The sequence below is a fragment of the Paenibacillus oralis genome, assembly GCF_003863965.1.
Lineage (GTDB): Bacteria > Bacillota > Bacilli > Paenibacillales > Paenibacillaceae > Fontibacillus > Fontibacillus oralis.
The window spans coordinates 923,539-941,610 of record NZ_RRCN01000001.1 but is presented as its reverse complement, the minus strand read 5'-3'; the positions used below and the strand labels follow the sequence as shown (position 1 = coordinate 941,610).

Here is an 18,072-nt window from a genome sequence, read left to right as displayed (position 1 = left end):
TAATTATATTAAACAAAAGTCGGTGGTGTAGTTGGAAGATATCGTATTTATCCGAGCAGATGCTTCGGAGGAAATTGGGACTGGGCATGTGATGCGATGTTTAGCTCTGGCAGATGAATTGAAACGTCATGGTCATCAGCCTCTGTTTATCTGCCGGGCGCTTAAAGGACATATGGCGGATTATATTAAAGCCCGAGGGTTTAATGTTTATGTGATGGAAACGGAGGATCCTTTATCTTTAGAGAATATGGAGTTTGATGTTCAGTTTACTGCCGATATCGCTCTAAATTTAGAAGTAAAGCCTAAATGGATGATTGTTGATCATTACGGAATAGACGAGCAGTGGGAAGCCAGAATCCGCCCTTACATTGATAAACTGCTTGTTATTGATGATTTAGCTAATCGGAAGCATCATGCGAATGTTCTACTGGATCAGAACTTAGCCAAAAACCCGGAGGAAAGATATCGTGATCTTGTCCCTGATAAGTGCAGACTGCTGCTTGGACCATCCTATCTGCTGCTTCGGCCGGCATTTTATACAGAACGCCGAAAATTAAGGAAAAGAACAGGGCAAATACACAGACTGCTAATGTTCTTCGGGGGTAGTGATCCAACCAATGAAACGACAAAAGCGATTGATGCGCTGAAAGAACTTTCGCTGTACGATCTAACGGTTGATGTCGTGATTGGTCATTCTCACCGATTTAAAGAAGAAATTAAGCGAAAATGTGAAACGATTGATCGTCTCACTTTACACATACAGATTGAGTATATGGCTGAATTGATCGCCGCCGCTGACTTTGCACTAGGGGCCGGAGGCGTCGCTATGTGGGAACGATGTTACCTCGGCCTGCCTTCATCCGTCACTGTAGTGGCTGATAATCAATTGGAGGCTGCGCGTTTAGCCGATCAAATGGGAGTTATTTGGAACACCGGATCATATAGACAAATGAATTCACATAAATATGCCGATATTTTAAGGAGAGCTATAGATGCTCCTGAGGAGATGAGGGCTATGAGCAATCGCTCCCTGGAGTTGATGAACAGCCATGCCGAGACTAGTGGAAGTCAAGTTATTAAAGAACTTTTTTTCGAAGCACTATAATTTATGTATTAGCAAAATTACATGGGGACAATTGGGAGGCAATGATGGAGGAGAAGCTGAAACAGCTAAAGAATATTAAAAAGTTGTATGACCAGCAAAAAAACATTATCCAACATCTAAAGCAAAGTGCAGGAGAAGAGGCTAACTCTACCTCTGATATTTTGATTAGTTATGATTTTCAGGCGGGCAGCTACATACAAAGTTATTATAATAACCGCAAACCAAGAGATGATTTTGCCGCTAAACTTGCTGAAGTAATAAACGGCCTGGGATCGTTAGATTCTATGTTGGAGGCAGGGGTTGGGGAAGCCGTTATGTTAGGTAACTTGATAACCCGGCTAAAGCAAAGGCCCAAGGACATTTATGCTTTTGATCTATCCTGGTCCAGAATTAAATATGGGGAAAAATTCCTGAGAAGTTTGAACATTAATGATGTTAAGCTCTTTACCGGAGATATGTTTTGCATGCCAGTCAAAGAGAATTCAATGGATCTTGTTTACACAATACATGCCGTTGAACCAAATGGCGGCCGAGAACGGGAAGCCTTGACTGAACTGTATCGAATCGCTAGAAAATATGTACTGTTGATTGAGCCTGCATTTGAACTGGCCGATGAAGCAGCGAAACAGCGAATGCTGTCTCATGGATATGTCACAAATTTGTATGGTACTGCTAAGGAGCTCGGGTACAAGGTTATAGAATATCGCTTGTTTGAGGTGAATCTCAATCCGTTAAACCCGGTGGGATTAATGATCATTCAGAAGGATGATAGTCACGGTGAAACCGAAGAGGGGAACGACACAGACATACTGTGCTGTCCAATTACAAAAACAACGTTAGCACTCAAGAGTGCGGCTTATTACTCAACTGAAGGGATGCTTGCGTACCCCATCCTTGAGCAAATTCCGTGCCTTTTGCCGCAAAATGCCATCGTCGCTACTCATTTTAATGACTTTCGATAGGACAGGGTGGGATTCATGAAATTTCAAATTGGTAGTCGGTGGATTGGTAAAGATCAAAAGCCATTTATTATCGCAGAAATGTCCGGTAACCATAATCAATCGCTGGACCGGGCGCTGGCCATTGTGGAAGCTGCTGCCAGAGCCGGAGCCGATGCTTTGAAGCTGCAAACTTACACGGCGGATACGATGACCCTGGATATTCATGATGGGGATTTCTTTATCGAAGATCCCAATAACTTATGGAGTGGTTCGTCACTCTATAACTTGTATCAAGAAGCCTATACCCCGTGGGAATGGCACGAACCCATATTTAAAAAATGCGCCGAATTAGGTTTACTTGCTTTCAGCACTCCATTCGATGAGACGGCGGTAGATTTCCTGGAAGGTTTACATGTTCCGGCCTATAAAATAGCTTCATTTGAGAATACAGATATTCAACTTATTCGGAAGGTTGCGGCTACGGGAAAACCTCTTATTATATCGACGGGAATGGCTTCTATAGCGGAGTTGGACGAAACCGTTCGGGAGGCAAGGAAGGCTGGCGCAAAGCATATCGTGTTGTTGAAATGCACAAGCACTTACCCTGCCTCACCGAATAATACAAACATATTGACCATCCCCCATATGGAGCAACTGTTCAACTGTCAAGTCGGCATTTCCGACCATACCATGGGCATCGGCGTGTCAGTGGCAAGCGTTGCTCTTGGAACCACAGTAATCGAGAAGCACTTCACCCTCAGCAGAGCTGAAGGAGGGGTTGATTCCGCTTTTTCACTTGAGCCGGATGAGTTGAAAGCATTGGTGGTTGAGTCCGAGCGGGCCTGGCAGGCATTGGGTACGATCACTTACGGGGCAACGGATCGAGAGGTTCCATCATTAAAACACCGCCGTTCTCTTTATATTTCCCAAGATGTAAAAAAGGGAGAAGCATTAACAAAAAACAATATAAAGGCTATTCGACCAGGTCTAGGATTACCGACGAAATATTTAGATCATCTCTTAGGGAAAACGGTTAAACAAGATATAAAGAAGGGTACTCCTGTAACGTGGGATTTATTGTAGTAACTCATTATATTAATTAATTTTTGTTAGAAACGTTTAGGCTGGAGTTGATTGGACTTGGGTGAAAATGAGATTACCGAAATGGACGAGTTATTTGACCGCTTGTTCCCGATATGCCGAAGTATTACCGGGACGGGTTTGCGCGAAACTTTGAATATTTTGTCAGAGTATATTCCACTTGAACACTTTGGAGTGAAGTCGGGAACTGAAGTTTATGACTGGACGGTTCCTAAGGAATGGGTTATTAATGAAGCTGTATTGAAAGGACCGGACGGAAATACGATCGTTGATTTTAAAGATCATAATCTTCATGTATTGAATTATAGTACAGCAGTCAATAAGGAAATGGAATTGGAAGAATTGCAGGAGCACCTTTTTTCCATTCCGGCACTGCCAGAGGCTATTCCTTATGTAACATCTTATTATAAAGAACGTTGGGGATTTTGCCTCCCGCATAAAGTAAGAGCAGATCTTAAGCCGGGGAAATACCATGCTTATATCGACAGTGAATTTATAGATGGAGAATTAAACTATTCTCACGCTATATTGCCTGGAAAGAGTAAAAAGGAAGTGCTGATTAGCGCATATGTTTGTCATCCTTCTTTAGCGAATAACGAGCTGAGCGGGCCCATTGTATCAACTTTTCTATATAAACGACTGGCTAATCGTCCCAAAAGATTTACTTATCGGTTTGTTTTTCTTCCCGAAACGATTGGCAGTATAAGCTACTTGCATCGTTTTGGTGAAGAAATGAGGTCCAAGATTTACAGTGGTATTGTACTTACCTGTTTGGGCGGGAGTTCAGCATTAAGCTATAAAAAGTCAAGAAAAGGAGATGCTCCAATTGATTTAATGTGGGAGCATTTAAATCAATTTCATGCACTGGAGGGTGATACTAGGCCGTTTACTCCGACTTATGGATCGGATGAGAGACAGTACTGTTCCCCAGGGTTTAACTTTCCGGTTGGGCAAATGGCTAGAAGCGTCTATGGAACTTATCCCGGTTATCACAATTCTCTGGATACTAAAGAAACGATGATGATTGAGGCGTTACACAAAAGTGTAAATGAATTAGAACTGCTGATTGAGGCTTTGGAGTGGGATGGCTATTATATCAATAATTCCCCATTTGGCGAAGTCAAGCTGGATAAACATGAGCTATACCCTGATTTAAATGCTGCCGGAACGGGTATGGGGCTTTCGACTAATCAATTAAATGACAATAGAGTGCAGTTATCGCGGATCTTAATGATTCTCAACTATTCTGATGGAGAGCATCCATTAAGAGAAATCGCTGAAAAGTGCCGCTGCAGCATTTTAGAACTTGTACCTATCATAAAATTATTATTGGAGAAAAAAATCATCTCGGGACCATTTGATGAGAAGGGAGAACTATATTGAAACTGTTGTTATTAACCGGTTCACATCCCCGTCACCTATATTTTGCACAGACTTTGTATAATGCCGGATATTTAACTTCTCTTATTATTGAGCAACGTGAAGAATTCCTTCCCTTGCCGCCAGCTAACATAGAAGAGAGAGATAAGAAGTTATTTTTAAGGCACTTTGAAGATAGGGAACGGACGGAGCACCAAGCCTTCGGCGAGATTGACTTATCAAACTGGACTGTTCCGGTTCTGTACGTTAATACATCCGAATTAAACGGGCCATCTGTGATGGATTGGGTTACTAAATATGATCCCGATGTTGTAATCAGCTATGGGGTTCATAAACTGAATGACGAGGTGCTGAGATTATTTCCTGAGTATTCTTGGAATATTCATGGCGGCTTGTCTCCCTGGTATCGTGGGAATACTACTTTATTCTGGCCATTTTATTTTATGAAGCCCAACTGGGCGGGAATGACGATTCATCGCCTTACTTCAAAATTGGATGGTGGGGGGATTATTCATCATTCTGTGCCTCATTTAAATTACGGCGATGGGATACATGATGTGGCCTGCAACGCCGTGAAGCAAACCGCGGTTGACCTGATAGAAATTCTAAGGAAGATTTCTTTAGGTGAAAGCATCGTAGAAGTACCGCAAAAGAGCAGCGGTAAGTTGTTTACTTCGGCGGACTGGGAGCCATATCATCTTCGTGTAATTTACGAGTTATATGATAACAATATAGTAGATCTCTATTTGGACGGGAAGCTTGGAAATACGCCTCCTCCACTGGTACGTGCTTTTTGAAGAATTATATTTTAAGGAGCTTCTAACCTATGAACATCTTACTCACCGGCGGGGCCGGATTTATCGGGCGTTGGGTTGCCAAACGCCTTTTGGATGAGGGCCACAATCTTTGGATTTTGGACGATCTGTCCAATGGGCGGGAAGAAAACATCCGCGAGTTTCACGGCCACCAAGGATTTAAACAGTTTATCAAAGGAACGATTTTGGACGAGCCGTTGCTCAGCGATTTATTTGGCCAGCATAAGTTCGATATTTGCTACCATCTCGGGGCTTCCATCAACGTCCAAGATTCGATCGACGACCCGCGAACAACGTTTAATAATGACACGGTCGGCACGTTTTATATTTTGGAGCAATGCCGCAAGTATAATACCAAGGTCGTATTCATGAGCACTTGTATGGTCTATGATCGGTGTAATGACGACACCGGCATCACCGAACGGCATCCGACAAAACCGGCTTCGCCTTACGCCGGGGCTAAGGTTGCCGCTGAAAATATGGTCCTTTCCTATTATCATGCCTATGGTCTGCCAACCGTGGTCATTCGCCCATTTAACACTTATGGTCCGTTTCAGAAGACCGGCGGTGAGGGCGGCGTGGTTGCTATTTTCATCAAAAATGAATTGGATGGAAAAGAGTTCCGCATTTACGGAGAAGGCACACAGACGCGCGATCTTCTTTATGTGGAGGATTGTGCAAACTTTGTTGTTTCAGCTGGTTTTTCCGATGCCGTTAATGGTGAGATTGTGAATGCCGGGTTGGGGCGGGACATTGCGATCAACGATTTGGCGTTGCTTATCGCGGGCGATCGCTCGCGGATCAGGCATGTGGAGCATATTCACCCGCAGAGTGAAATTCAGAAGCTGCTATGCAATTCGCAAAAAGCTAAACGTTTGCTCGGTTGGGAGCCACGGGTAACGCTGGAGGAAGGTATTGCCCGGACACGCGAGTGGATTCGATCCGGAGGGTTGGATTAGCAACCGGTATAATTTGCATTTTGAGGAAGAAGGGAAAGCGGAATGTCAAAAGAACATGAATCTAACCAGCCGGTTCGCGCTACGCTGCTGCCTTACGGGCAGCAGTGGCTGGATGAACAGGATATTGAAGCGGTGGTTAAGGTTCTGCGGGGAGACTTCATCACCCAAGGGCCCGCCATTCAAGCTTTCGAGCGAAAAGTTGCCGAATATGTCGGTGCCAAATATGCGGTGGCCTTCGCCAACGGCACGGCCGCGCTTCATGGCGCCTGTTTTGCGGCTGAGATCGGCCAAGGTGACGAAGTGATAACGACGCCGATTACTTTTCTGGCCAGCAGCAACTGTGTGCTTTATCAAGGCGGAACGCCGGTTTTTGCAGATATCGACATGGATACGTACAATGTCGATCCGGCGGAGATAGAGTCGAAAATAACCGAACGAACCAAGGCGATTATAGCGGTTGACTTTACGGGGCAGCCGGTGGAAATCGACCGAATCTCGATGTTGGCGCATGATCGAAACCTCGTTTTGATTCAGGATGCCGCGCATTCGTTAGGGGCTACTTATGCTGGGCGTAAGATAGGCTCCTGTGCCGATATGACCATGTTTAGCTTCCACCCGGTCAAACATGTTACAACCGGCGAAGGCGGTATAATTACGACGGACAATGAGCGCTACTATGAGCGGCTGTTGTTATTCCGCAGCCACGGGATGACTAGGGAGCCGGAAAAACTAACGCGGACGGACGGACCGTGGTATTACGAAATGCAGGAACTGGGCTACAATTACCGCATGACCGACATGCAAGCGGCGTTGGGCGCAAGCCAGATGGACAAGCTCGACGATTTTATTGCAAGAAGACGAGAAATCGCGGCAACCTATAATGAATTTTTCTCCACGTTGCCTGGCCTTGTCGTTCCTAAACAGTACCCTATGGCCGAGTCTTCATGGCATCTTTACATAATTCGCTGGTTGCCGGAGTACTTTACCGCAGATCGGAGAGAGATTTTTGAGGCGCTTCGCGCGGAAAATATCGGGATAAATGTGCATTATATTCCCGTTTATTTGCAGCCTTACTACAAGGGACTTGGTTATTGCTCAGGTTTGTGCCCTAATGCGGAGACATATTATAATACAGCCATAACATTGCCGCTCTTTCCGAAGATGATGGACAAGGATGTGGTAGATGTGATGACAGCGGTCAAAAAGGTATACGGTCTTTTTTTGAAGTAATCTGAATGAAAAAAGGATCTTGAAAAAGATCCTTTTTGAGTAGATTTTTTTAACTTAGTATTTAAATTGACTTTTTAAAATGCTCGTAATATCGAGTAATTATGTTTAGATCATGTCGATAATAGTCATCATTATGGTTTATGTTAGTTTTATAGAAGCTTTCTTTTGAACATAAATTATACGATTGTTCGTATAATTTATGGATGTCGGTACTTGTTTTTTTATAATAAGCATTTATTGAAAGCGTTGATAGAAACAAAGTATGAAAGCAAAGCTTGAGGTACATTTCCCTTAATAGGTCGAGGTTCTGACTAGCTATCTCTAAATCATTAAAAATTTGGATAAATCCTTCGTGCTGCTCCAAACGACCTTCAATTGTTGCATAATAAGGCATTACAACCTCATCATTTATGTTCAGCGCATCGAATTCAGTTTTTTCAGCCCTTCCTTCGTTTACTAGAATGAGATCTGTACTCTCTACTTTTCCGTATTGACATAATAATAGCTCCCAGAACATATGAGGATACCAGAAACAGACGCTGTTATTCAATCTTTCTCTAACGTATTTGATTCCCTTATACTTTTTAAGAAGTTTATTGTTAAAAATAATACCTGACATATAATTAGATGATAGCATAAAGTTTAACAGTGCTTCTTTTCCTGAAGCTGCAACTAAATTCGATAGCTTGTTATGTGAAGTACATGAGGTCCTCATCAAAGCTAGAGTATCTTTTGAAGCATACAATTTATTCATGATGAAATGTAAATTATTAAAGTTAATTAAATCCTCATCGCTTAATAATAAAATAAATTTCCCGCTTGCCAATTCGCAGGTTTTGCAACAGTTATTGGCAAATCCCTGATTTTCTTCAAAGGCAAAATATTTTAATCTTCCGTCTCCAATCTCCCTAATTTTATCATAGTACGCTTTTGTTTCATTTTGTGTTCCATTATTAGACAGAATAATTTCTATTTCCTCATCATAGTAGGATTCCAGCAGATGAATTATATTTTCATAAGCTCTTTTCCCTCTGTTGTAACTAGGAATACAAATACTGAGTAAAACTCGATCTCCCTTTCGATTTTCTTTAAGAATCCGGGTGTTATGAATTTCGTCTAAAATTTGTTGAGGCATTGAACTTTTATCTGAAAGGTTAATGATATTCCTTGGGAGAAATAAATTAGAGTCCGATAGATACTCATTGAAACGATTAAGATTATCAAATATTAATACATTAGATATAGTTTCATTATTTAATAATGCACCTTGCAAACATGAAAGAAACTTCTCAATCTCCTTAATTATGATATAAGTTTTCTTGTTTCTTTTTTTAATAGAATTTGTATATGTCAAGACATTACTCCAATTCCAATCCTCTAGTAGCAAATAATCTGCAAAGGCATCTGAGGTCGGCAGTGATTGAAGTTGCTGATAATTATATAGTGTTATTTTTTCTTGTATAAGCTTTTGTTTCTTATGATATAAATAGTATTCATTTGGAATACCATTGGGGAGAAGCCAAAATGGTAGATCATCAAAAGCTACAGTTTTCTCGATATTTATGTATTTATTCCATTGTAAAAACTTGATATTAGCTTCATAAAGGGTTTTAAATTCATTTAAGTTAGGCTCGACAAAAGCTTCTAAAAGTATTTTTTCTAAATCATCTCTTGAGTATCCATATTTCTGAGCTTTTATTAGCATCTTAAAAAACTCATTGAATTCTGACACGCTAAACAAAAAATAAGCAAAAGAGATGAAGGCTTTGGCTTTATATTGAATATCAATATCTTTGTATTCCGTACTTTCTATCTTTTTTACAAGATTAATATATTCTGAATATGCTGCTTCAACCAGTTCATTAGCTAACAGATCATCTATTTTTTGTAGCTCTTGATCGATCTGTTGAGTCAGCTCAGATAGTTCTTTTTTGATCATCTTCGTTCAGCACCTTTTTTATTTTTGATTAAATTATAGCATTAATATTGGTGGTTGATTTATGTTTATTTATAACGATAACATGCCGATATGATAGTATTGATACTTTTAGATTTTAAAAATAGGTAAGGCCAAAAGGAGTGCCGAAATAATGGGGAAAATCGTCTTTGTTAAAAGTATTAAAAGCTATGTAGTTATTACTAATGAACAACTTATGTATGGCTATTCTTTATATAAAAATCTACCTGAAGATTTTTCAAGTACTTATAACCTGGAAATCAATAATTCTAATTTTGATTTCCCGCTATATCTGGATATACGTAAAAAAATTAGTTTGAACTCGGAAGATATTGAAATATATTCAGATATAAGCCGGAATGAACTTGAAAAGATTATAAGATTAGAAATTTTGTACAATGTCGAAAATTACCACAATTTGTTCCATTTAGACAAAAAGAATGATAATGATTCTACTCCTATAGTATATGGAGGCAGGGTCTACGATGAACAAGAAATGAGGAATCTCGTCGATTCTTCATTGGATTTTTGGCTTACAGCCGGCAGATACCATAAGCAATTTGAAAAAGAATTTGCCGAGTATTTGGGAGTAAGATATGCTTTGTTAACAAATTCCGGATCATCAGCAAATTTATTGGCTATTTCAGCTTTAACTTCTCCCAAATTAAAAGAGAAGCGTATCATGCCAGGCGATGAGGTTATTACTGTAGCAGCGGGTTTTCCTACTACAGTTGGCCCCATTGTTCAAAATAAAGCTGTTCCGGTCTTTATTGATGTCGAGCTAGGAACATATAACATCATTGCAGAGCGTATCGAAGAGGCTATTACACCAAAGACAAAAGCGATTATGATTGCCCACACCATGGGTAATCCATTTGAACTGGACAAGGTGCTGGAAGTTGCCAACAAATATGATCTGTGGGTCGTTGAGGATAACTGCGATGCTTTAGGATCTACTTATAAAGGAAAATTAACAGGCACACATGGCCATATTGGAACGTCCAGTTTTTATCCTCCTCATCATATGACGATGGGGGAAGGTGGAGCAGTCTATACGAATAATGCACTGTTGAAGACTATCATAGAATCATTTAGAGATTGGGGGCGAGATTGCTGGTGTCCTTCAGGTTGCGACAATACATGCGGTAAACGGTTTGGCTGGGAATTAGGCTCTCTACCATATGGTTATGACCATAAGTACACTTATTCTCATATAGGGTATAATTTGAGAGTTACCGACATGCAGGCTGCTGTTGGGGTAGCGCAATTGAAAAAGGTTCCTGAATTTGTCCAAGCTAGAAAAAATAATTTTAATCGGTTGTACCAGGGATTAAGAGATTTAGAAGAATACTTCATCTTGCCTAGGGCAACTGTTAATTCAGATCCAAGTTGGTTTGGATTTATATTGACAGTTCGTGACGGAGCTGGATTTACCAAGAATGAGATTGTTAAATATCTTGAAGAAAACCGGATTCAAACACGCATGCTCTTTGCTGGAAATTTAATTCGTCAACCTGCGTACCAAGGCGTTAACTATAGAGTGCACGGGGACTTAACCAATACGGATAAGATATTGCATGATACATTCTTAGTGGGGGTTTATCCAGGACTTACAGATGCAATGATTGATTATGTGATCGGAAAGATAAGAGAATTTGTTCTTTCAAAAAATGCTAACTAGGGGGTCCTTGTTGTGAAAGTAGTTATTCTTGCAGGCGGATATGGGACTAGAATAAGCGAAGAATCGCATCTTAAACCAAAGCCCATGATCGAAATAGGAGAGCGGCCGATTTTATGGCATATTATGAAGCATTACTCTTATTATGGATTTAATGATTTTATCATTTGCTTAGGTTACAAGGGATTTTACATTAAAGAGTATTTTGCCCACTACTTTTTGCATGAATCAGATGTGACCTTTGATTTTCAAAATAACAACCAACTCATTACTCATAATCATACAGCTGAACCTTGGAAGGTTACTTTGGTTAATACCGGTTTAGATACAATGACTGGCGGCAGGGTAAAGAGAGTTCAAAAGTACATAGGAAATGAACCATTTATGCTTACCTACGGTGATGGGGTTTCCGATGTCAATTTATCAGAATTGGTTGAGAACCATAAGCTTTATGGAAGACTTGCAACGGTTACCACGGTACAGCCAAGCGGAAGATTTGGTGCACTTACTATAACGGCAAGTAATGAGGTTAAAGGTTTTCAAGAAAAACCCAAAGGTGATGGCGCATGGATTAACGCAGGCTTTTTTGTTTTACAGCCGGAAGTCTTCAACTATATATCTGATGACACTACTGTTTTTGAGAAGGAACCATTAGAAGGCTTGGCTAAAGACGGTGAATTGATGAGTTATAAACACGAAGGGTTTTGGCAACCCATGGATACAATGAGAGATAAGAACCTACTTGAAGAGTTGTGGAAAAAAGGGAAAGCTCCTTGGAAAACATGGGACTTGGATACGGTGACGATCGATGGCGAATAAAAATTTTTGGCAAGATAAGAGGGTGTTTTTGACCGGACACACGGGTTTTAAAGGGTCTTGGTTATCGTTGTGGCTAACACAATTAGGTGCCAAAGTAACAGGATTCTCTTTGCCGCCCTCCACAAAACCTAATTTATTTGAAGTGTGTAATATTGAATCGCTTATAGAAAAAAGCGTTATTGGTGACATTAGGAATTTTGAGTTGTTAGAGCAATCAATAAAGGAAGCCAAACCGCAAATTGTCATTCATATGGCGGCTCAACCGCTTGTTAGTGAGTCTTATATTAACCCAGTTGAAACATATATGGTAAATGTTATGGGCACCGTTAATTTGTTAGAAACGATCAGAAGAATTAATAATGGGAATGAAATTAAGGCTGTTGTAAACGTGACTACAGATAAGTGCTATGAGAATAAGGAATGGTTCTGGGGATACCGCGAGAATGAACCGATGGGTGGATATGATCCTTATTCCAGTAGCAAAGCTTGCTCTGAGCTAGTTACGGCTTCTTATCGGAATTCTTTTTTTAATACTGAAAATTATGAAAAACATGGTGTGGCCATAGCAACCGCAAGAGCAGGTAACGTTATCGGTGGTGGGGATTGGGCCAACAATAGGCTCGTACCCGATATAATGAAGTCTTTATTAGAGAATACTCCCATTATAGTTAGAAATCCTGACTCAATTAGACCATGGCAACATGTTCTTGAACCATTGGGTGGATATTTATTGCTCGCAGAAAAGCTGTATTTGTATGGTTGCGAGTATGCGGAACCTTGGAATTTTGGACCGAGTGACGATGATGCTAAAACCGTTCAGTGGATTGTTGAAAGATTTTGTTCTAAATGGAACGGGAATGCAGGATTCCAAATAAGACGCGATAATCAATTTCATGAAGCGCATTATTTGAAACTTGACTGTTCAAAAGCCAAGTATAAGTTGGGATGGGCCCCTAAATGGTCACTGGAACAATCCATTGAAAAGATCATTGATTGGAATTATGCTTACATGGATAAAAGAAATATGCAAGAAGTTTGTGAGCATCAAATTCTTGAATACAGCAGCCTATAAAATTTGAGGATTGAGCCAATGAGAATTCTTGTAACTGGCGGGACTGGGTTCGTAGGGAGTCACCTAGTCAAAGGGCTACTGGATGATTATCATCATGTAGTTATTTTGAAAAGAAGTTTCTCGGACACCTATCGGATTGATGGCATTTTAAACAAAGTCGTGTCGTATGATATCGATAAAATTGCAATTAATAATGTATTCGCTAATGAATGTGTAGATGTTGTTATCCATGCAGCAACATCTTATGGCGGCAATGAGTCTTTAAGTGAACAAATAGAGAGTAATGTTGTTTTCCCCATGAAGTTATTAGAGAACGCTATTGAGCATAAAGTACAAGCTTTTATTAATACGGATACTTTTTTTAATAAACCTGCTCATCAGAACTATAATTATCTTAGTTCATATTCAAAAACAAAACGATACTTTTTGGAATTAGCCGATATATTTAGGGGGAAAGGAGATACGAAATTAATAAATGCTCGTTTAGAGCATGTCTATGGACCGAATGACAATCCCAATAAATTTACTATTAATACAATCACTCAATTATTGAATAATATACCATCTTTGGAACTAACTCTTGGAGAGCAAAAGAGAGATTTTATATCGATAGACGATGTGACTTCAGCATATCGACAAATAATAAATAATTTACATCTTTTTGCGGATTTTTATAATGAAATAGAAATCGGCAGGGGAATAAGTTTATCAATAAGGAACTTTATTGAGTCGGCTCATTTGCTAACAAACTCTAGTACCCAACTATTATTCGGTGCTTTACCGTATCGAGAATCGGAAATTATGGATTCCTATGCCAATACTTCAAAATTAAAAGAGTTGGGCTGGAGTTGGAATGATGGGATCGAGGAAGGCATAAAAAAAATAATCAATGTTATTCATTTGTAAAATTGTATTCATTCACTTTAAACTATAGAATCTTATCGAAGATAACTTAATCCTATCTCGCAGAGAACGGACCTTTATTGTTACCATGCTTATTAATAGCAAAAGATACAGCCAATACTGTCCCTGACCCAGTTTGTTTATTCTCATACAAAGTTATAAAATCGTTTAACCTACTACATCGAGAGTTCTTTCTCAAGTCCAGTGTTCATAGTAACGATGAGGATAGCGCGATTACCAATAGGATGTTCCAGTTCTGTATTTTCATTTTTCGTTACTATAACATTCTAACAGTTTTAAAAGCAACTTAGTTTTGTAAAATTCGAAGATTAGTCTTATGGTATCTATTTATTCATGCACAAATTTCCTTCTGCCGCCTTTACTTGGATTCTGTCCCTTCAACGCATGCTGGAGCTTCAACGAGAACGTTTCAAGAAACATGGATTCTTTAGTTACAAAGTTAGGTGGATATTTTATAGCAAAAAAAAGTCGTAAGTAGGCCATTCTCCCAGTGAAGGTCTATTTCTGGATCATTCCGAAGCGGCCCACTTTTATAGCGATTCTTTGTATCAGGGGATCGGGTGTAACCGATCCCTTATTATCTTATTGCCGCACTCCAAAAATATACAAAGATCCAATTTTATACCCCAAAGTTGTACCATTTTTTCCCGGATCACTTCTTGATAATATAATGGAGTATATCTCATTAAATGATAATAAAATGATTATATTACTTATTATGATATATTATATATGGAATTGTTTAGACGAATTATTATGTATGATTTACCATATAAGAGTTTTTAAATTATTATGTGGGGGGATTTGTATGAAATTAAAGTTCGGTAAATTATTTTCAGTATTCGGTGTAATTTTATTATCAGTTTTCATTTTTTCGCCAACAAGCACATATGCGGCAGTAACCCCAATACAACTTTTTCAACCCGAAGAAGGCTGGACAAGGTTTGATGACACGAATGCAGCAATTTCTTATAGTGGGACTTGGCAAGTCTATAAAGATAATAGTTCCGCCTTTTGGAAGGGAGGGCATCACTATTCGACTAGTAATGGGGCTAGTTCTAAATTTAAGTTTACGGGAACTAAAATTCGTTTGGTCAACAACTATGCGCCTGGTAACTCTTCCCGAATTCAGGTTACTATAGATGGCGTTTCAGAAATAATTTCAGAATATTCGTCAACGTATAAATATTTAACGGTAGTATATGAAAAAACCGGTTTATCTCCAGGCACTCATACAATCGAATTAAAAAATCTAGTTAGTGGAAAAGAGTTACTTGTAGATGCGATTGATCTTGACGAAGGTGGTTACCTAATCGGAATCAATTCTCCGGCAATCTTAAGTGCTTCGTCTGGAGACAGCCAAATTACACTCTCATGGGATAAAGTGGATAACGCAGAAAGTTACACCGTTTATTATGGAACAGAATCTGGAAAGTATACAAACTTCGTAACAGTGACGAGTGATGTTTATTCAAATTACACTATTCCCAATCTCACTAATGGAGTAACCTATTATATTGCTGCAACTGCTTCAGTAAATGGAGTCGAATCCGGCTACTCAAATGAAGTTTCTGCAACTCCATCTGCTGTAGCTTTAAATCCAGTCTTGGCTGTTATCATCAACGAAGATACCGTTACTGTAGGCCAGGAGTTTGATGCTACCATATCTTTGAAAAATGTGGACAAAATTTACGCGGAAGATTTTACGATCAATTATGACACGACCCTATTTAAATATCTTGGTTACGAAGAAATTACAGGATATAAAGTCTACAACGAGTCGGCAGATAAGTCTGGTAATATTCGATTTATTATCGCGAGTCAAGGTGAGGAATACGGTATTCATGAGGACACGACTATTTTAAAGCTCAAGTTTAGAGCCATTAGCATCGGAACTGGGGATGTTGATGCCCTAAGAGGGAGAATTGCAGACACCGAACGAGAATTTGATCTGGATGAAGAGAACTGTCTGTTAGACTCCGTAATCGTTGAGGCTGTAACCGTCGATGATGTAAACAGATCAGGTGAGTATACGCTCGTTGACCTTGCAATCGACGGATATTATTTTGGAAAGGCAGTGGCTGATACAGATACAGCCAGACATAGTGCAGATCAAGTTATCGATGGGTACGTAAACGATGAGGACTTGGTTTATATCGTCAATCAAATGCTTAACAATGCAAATTACAGCCGGAATCTCTAATTTTGATTCATTGGGAGCTCAGTCTTAAGGTCGGAGTTATAAAATGGCTCAATCTAATAATCAGTGCTTGACTTTCAGGAGATTAGCCAATGACAATTACATTCAACGAGGATCCCCACCTTGTAACCGTTGCGGTTTCGCGTGAAGTAGTGACGGTTCTTAAAGACTTTTATCCTATTGCGACGCCTTTCGACGTTGTTGTTAGTGAAACGACATTGATGGTAGTTTACAATCTCTGTTTCCTAGTTACGCACTGTTTTCAGAGGGCTTGTGGTAGATGGCCTCCCCTTTGGGGCACCAATGCACAAAGCCTTGCTTGGCCACGGTATAATTAAGGGAGCAGTCGTACGAGACTGGTGGCCGCTTTCCATTACCTGCTCATAAATGCGTCTCCTTCTACGGGAACAGCTTCGTTATGTATGAATTGGACGGTGCTGGAAGAAGGTTGCTACATATGAGTACTATGGGCTGCTGTAGACCTCAAAAGCTTGCTCCACGGTTGAGCGCGGAAGCGTCGGCTATACCTTTGTTTGGGATCCAGAAACTGATAAGTCTAGACGAGGCCCACTTGGCAAGATAGGCGAAAATCGGAATCGAAGGGACAAGCAGGTAGGCCTTTTATCATAGAGCGCAAATGCTGGATGACTCGCAAGCAGGCTTTACATTTTTGTGCTTGTTCTATCCAAAAACGAGATGGTGGTATTTGTAGTGCAATCTTTCTTGAACCTTCAAGGGCAACGTTTGTACGTCGGTCGGCGTGCCATCGAGGCGCTTGGCGAGATCTCCTTTCACCGCAGGGTGGTAGCGATAGCTCCAGGCTGATTCCACCAGGGCTCGGCGTAAACGCCCATTATCGGTTCTGGTCATGCTTCCCCTCCGAGTGCTTTGGCCGGTGAGTACTCCCGAGGTACCAGCCCTAAGTACGCCATAAGTTGAGCAGAAGAGCGGAAGCGTGCAAATGAACCGATTTCAGCTGCAAGAGTGATGGCCGTCATTAGCCCAATACCACACAAGGACTGAAGTACCTGAATCAGAGATGCTTTTGGGCCAACCGTGGCTTACTGACCGAATGCTCTTTCCAATCGCCCCATGCGTTGTTCGATCTCATCCATCCAGGGCATGAAGCATCTCATCAAAGGCCACTTGCATAGGCTCGTAAGGGAATGTCAATTGCCCCAGCCAGGCACGATACTTCTTCGTCCAACGACGCTTTATCGTAGCCGGCGGTTCGACTTGATGGTGAAGCAGAACTTCAATATCCGCTGACGTGCCCGATGCGTGTCCTTTTTGGCGGCTTCCCGGGCGCGAACCAACTCCCGCAAAGCCTCGTCTTCCCGCTCCAGGACGTAGACAGGCGTTAATTCTCCTGCATGGAAAAGACGGGCAAGCTACTCGACGTCCCTGTCGATCCGTCTTGACGTGGTCGTCGGGGCGTTTGGGAATGAGCGACGGGGCAATGACGAAGCAATGGACTCCCATGGAGGTGATCTAGCGATAAGTTTCGTAACCCGTTGGACCTGCCGCATAACAAAATGATAGTGTTTCGGCCCCCCCAGCTCTTTGATAAGTTTGCGGAGCGCTGCCGGTGTGTGAGGAATGCTCCCGTAATAGCGCGGAGCTTTCCCGCCACATCTGCAATCACAACCGAATTTTTTTCTTTGGATACATCTAAATCGACAAATTTTGTGGTAGACTGCATAGTATCAGTTCTTCTTTTGCTATGTAGCTCTGAAATGGTTTGGTTTATCACTATACATTTTAACCTGCGAGATGTAGCAATATGGAGGGCTGTCTTTTGTTTACGTTCATCTTAGCTTGTAAATCATAAAAATATTATGTTCTTAGATAAAATCGTTACATTTGAGGTTAATGCTTACAATATGGCGTT

The 18,072-nt window shown here is 40.6% G+C and carries 15 protein-coding genes and 1 pseudogene; 12 read left to right on the top strand and 4 right to left on the bottom strand.

The annotated features are described in order from the left end of the window. The first annotated feature begins 31 nt into the window (after nt 1-31). The 7 genes from pseG to pseC are packed head-to-tail and all read left to right on the top strand — an operon-like array spanning nt 32 to nt 7,531. Nucleotides 32-1,105: a UDP-2,4-diacetamido-2,4,6-trideoxy-beta-L-altropyranose hydrolase gene (pseG, locus tag EHV15_RS04415; protein ID WP_128630167.1), complete on the top strand. Its 1,074-nt coding sequence runs from the start codon at nt 32-34 to the stop codon at nt 1,103-1,105. Between the two features lie 41 nt (nt 1,106-1,146). Next, the gene (locus tag EHV15_RS04410) at nt 1,147-2,067 is read left to right on the top strand and encodes a methyltransferase domain-containing protein (RefSeq protein WP_246061311.1); all 921 of its coding nucleotides are present in this window, start codon (nt 1,147-1,149) and stop codon (nt 2,065-2,067) included. 15 nt (nt 2,068-2,082) lie between these two features. Further along, nucleotides 2,083-3,129, top strand: coding sequence for a pseudaminic acid synthase (gene pseI, locus EHV15_RS04405; protein WP_128630166.1), 1,047 nt, complete (start codon nt 2,083-2,085; stop codon nt 3,127-3,129). 57 nt (nt 3,130-3,186) lie between these two features. Then, the gene (locus EHV15_RS04400; RefSeq protein ID WP_246061310.1) at nt 3,187-4,530 is read left to right on the top strand and encodes a DUF4910 domain-containing protein; all 1,344 of its coding nucleotides are present in this window, start codon (nt 3,187-3,189) and stop codon (nt 4,528-4,530) included. After that, on the top strand, nt 4,527-5,324 hold the full coding sequence (locus EHV15_RS04395) for a formyltransferase family protein (protein ID WP_128630165.1): 798 nt from the start codon (nt 4,527-4,529) through the stop codon (nt 5,322-5,324). Before EHV15_RS04400 ends, EHV15_RS04395 begins: the two co-directional genes overlap by 4 nt. A 29-nt stretch (nt 5,325-5,353) precedes the next feature. Continuing rightward, complete coding sequence (locus EHV15_RS04390) at nt 5,354-6,301, top strand: dTDP-glucose 4,6-dehydratase (protein WP_128630164.1); 948 nt, start codon at nt 5,354-5,356, stop codon at nt 6,299-6,301. A 42-nt stretch (nt 6,302-6,343) separates the two neighbouring features. Beyond that, nucleotides 6,344-7,531, top strand: coding sequence for a UDP-4-amino-4,6-dideoxy-N-acetyl-beta-L-altrosamine transaminase (gene pseC / locus EHV15_RS04385; RefSeq protein WP_128630163.1), 1,188 nt, complete (start codon nt 6,344-6,346; stop codon nt 7,529-7,531). Between the two features lie 61 nt (nt 7,532-7,592). Here the strand turns inward: pseC and EHV15_RS04380 are convergent, their stop codons facing one another. After that, on the bottom strand, nt 7,593-9,470 hold the full coding sequence (locus tag EHV15_RS04380; protein ID WP_128630162.1) for a glycosyltransferase: 1,878 nt from the start codon (nt 9,468-9,470) through the stop codon (nt 7,593-7,595). 151 nt (nt 9,471-9,621) lie between these two features. Here EHV15_RS04380 and rfbH point away from each other — a divergent pair, with 151 nt between their 5' ends. From rfbH to EHV15_RS04360, 4 genes are read left to right on the top strand one after another with little or no spacing between them, the layout of a single operon-like run. Then, entirely contained in the window at nt 9,622-11,169 is a 1,548-nt protein-coding gene (gene rfbH / locus EHV15_RS04375) for a lipopolysaccharide biosynthesis protein RfbH (protein WP_218571210.1), read from the top strand. 12 nt (nt 11,170-11,181) lie between these two features. Then, the gene (gene rfbF, locus EHV15_RS04370; RefSeq protein WP_128630161.1) at nt 11,182-11,985 is read left to right on the top strand and encodes a glucose-1-phosphate cytidylyltransferase; all 804 of its coding nucleotides are present in this window, start codon (nt 11,182-11,184) and stop codon (nt 11,983-11,985) included. Then, on the top strand, nt 11,975-13,057 hold the full coding sequence (gene rfbG, locus EHV15_RS04365) for a CDP-glucose 4,6-dehydratase (protein ID WP_128630160.1): 1,083 nt from the start codon (nt 11,975-11,977) through the stop codon (nt 13,055-13,057). Before rfbF ends, rfbG begins: the two co-directional genes overlap by 11 nt. Nucleotides 13,058-13,075: 18 nt before the next feature. After that, nucleotides 13,076-13,963 carry an NAD-dependent epimerase/dehydratase family protein gene (locus tag EHV15_RS04360; protein ID WP_128630159.1) on the top strand — a complete coding sequence of 296 codons (888 nt, stop codon included), beginning with the start codon at nt 13,076-13,078 and terminating at the stop codon, nt 13,961-13,963. A gap of 52 nt (nt 13,964-14,015) precedes the next feature. On the opposite strand, the pseudogene EHV15_RS37130 reads toward EHV15_RS04360, so the two are convergent. Continuing rightward, nucleotides 14,016-14,211 (bottom strand): annotated as a pseudogene (locus EHV15_RS37130) (fibronectin type III domain-containing protein); the annotation flags it as partial. A 578-nt stretch (nt 14,212-14,789) separates the two neighbouring features. On the opposite strand from EHV15_RS37130, the gene EHV15_RS04355 reads away from it, so the two are divergent. Then, complete coding sequence (locus EHV15_RS04355) at nt 14,790-16,184, top strand: cohesin domain-containing protein (RefSeq protein WP_128630158.1); 1,395 nt, start codon at nt 14,790-14,792, stop codon at nt 16,182-16,184. A gap of 678 nt (nt 16,185-16,862) precedes the next feature. Here EHV15_RS04355 and EHV15_RS04350 read toward each other — a convergent pair. Then, nucleotides 16,863-17,051 carry a hypothetical protein gene (locus tag EHV15_RS04350; protein ID WP_128630157.1) on the bottom strand — a complete coding sequence of 63 codons (189 nt, stop codon included), beginning with the start codon at nt 17,049-17,051 and terminating at the stop codon, nt 16,863-16,865. Next, complete coding sequence (locus EHV15_RS38195; RefSeq protein WP_082207641.1) at nt 17,048-17,179, bottom strand: transposase; 132 nt, start codon at nt 17,177-17,179, stop codon at nt 17,048-17,050. Before EHV15_RS38195 ends, EHV15_RS04350 begins: the two co-directional genes overlap by 4 nt. Between the last annotated feature and the right edge of the window lie 893 nt (nt 17,180-18,072).

Excerpts from the sequence above, each read along its gene's own strand:
- rfbH (WP_218571210.1), top strand. The coding sequence starts at position 9,622 with ATGGGGAAAATCGTCTTTGTTAAAAGTATTAAAAGCTATGTAGTTATT.
- EHV15_RS04410 (WP_246061311.1), top strand. The coding sequence starts at position 1,147 with ATGATGGAGGAGAAGCTGAAACAGCTAAAGAATATTAAAAAGTTGTAT.
- EHV15_RS04380 (WP_128630162.1), bottom strand. The coding sequence starts at position 9,470 with ATGATCAAAAAAGAACTATCTGAGCTGACTCAACAGATCGATCAAGAG.
- EHV15_RS04355 (WP_128630158.1), top strand. The coding sequence starts at position 14,790 with ATGAAATTAAAGTTCGGTAAATTATTTTCAGTATTCGGTGTAATTTTA.
- EHV15_RS04360 (WP_128630159.1), top strand. The coding sequence starts at position 13,076 with ATGAGAATTCTTGTAACTGGCGGGACTGGGTTCGTAGGGAGTCACCTA.
- pseI (WP_128630166.1), top strand. The coding sequence starts at position 2,083 with ATGAAATTTCAAATTGGTAGTCGGTGGATTGGTAAAGATCAAAAGCCA.
- EHV15_RS04350 (WP_128630157.1), bottom strand. The coding sequence starts at position 17,051 with ATGACCAGAACCGATAATGGGCGTTTACGCCGAGCCCTGGTGGAATCA.
- EHV15_RS38195 (WP_082207641.1), bottom strand. The coding sequence starts at position 17,179 with ATGACGGCCATCACTCTTGCAGCTGAAATCGGTTCATTTGCACGCTTC.
- rfbG (WP_128630160.1), top strand. The coding sequence starts at position 11,975 with ATGGCGAATAAAAATTTTTGGCAAGATAAGAGGGTGTTTTTGACCGGA.
- EHV15_RS04390 (WP_128630164.1), top strand. The coding sequence starts at position 5,354 with ATGAACATCTTACTCACCGGCGGGGCCGGATTTATCGGGCGTTGGGTT.
- pseC (WP_128630163.1), top strand. The coding sequence starts at position 6,344 with ATGTCAAAAGAACATGAATCTAACCAGCCGGTTCGCGCTACGCTGCTG.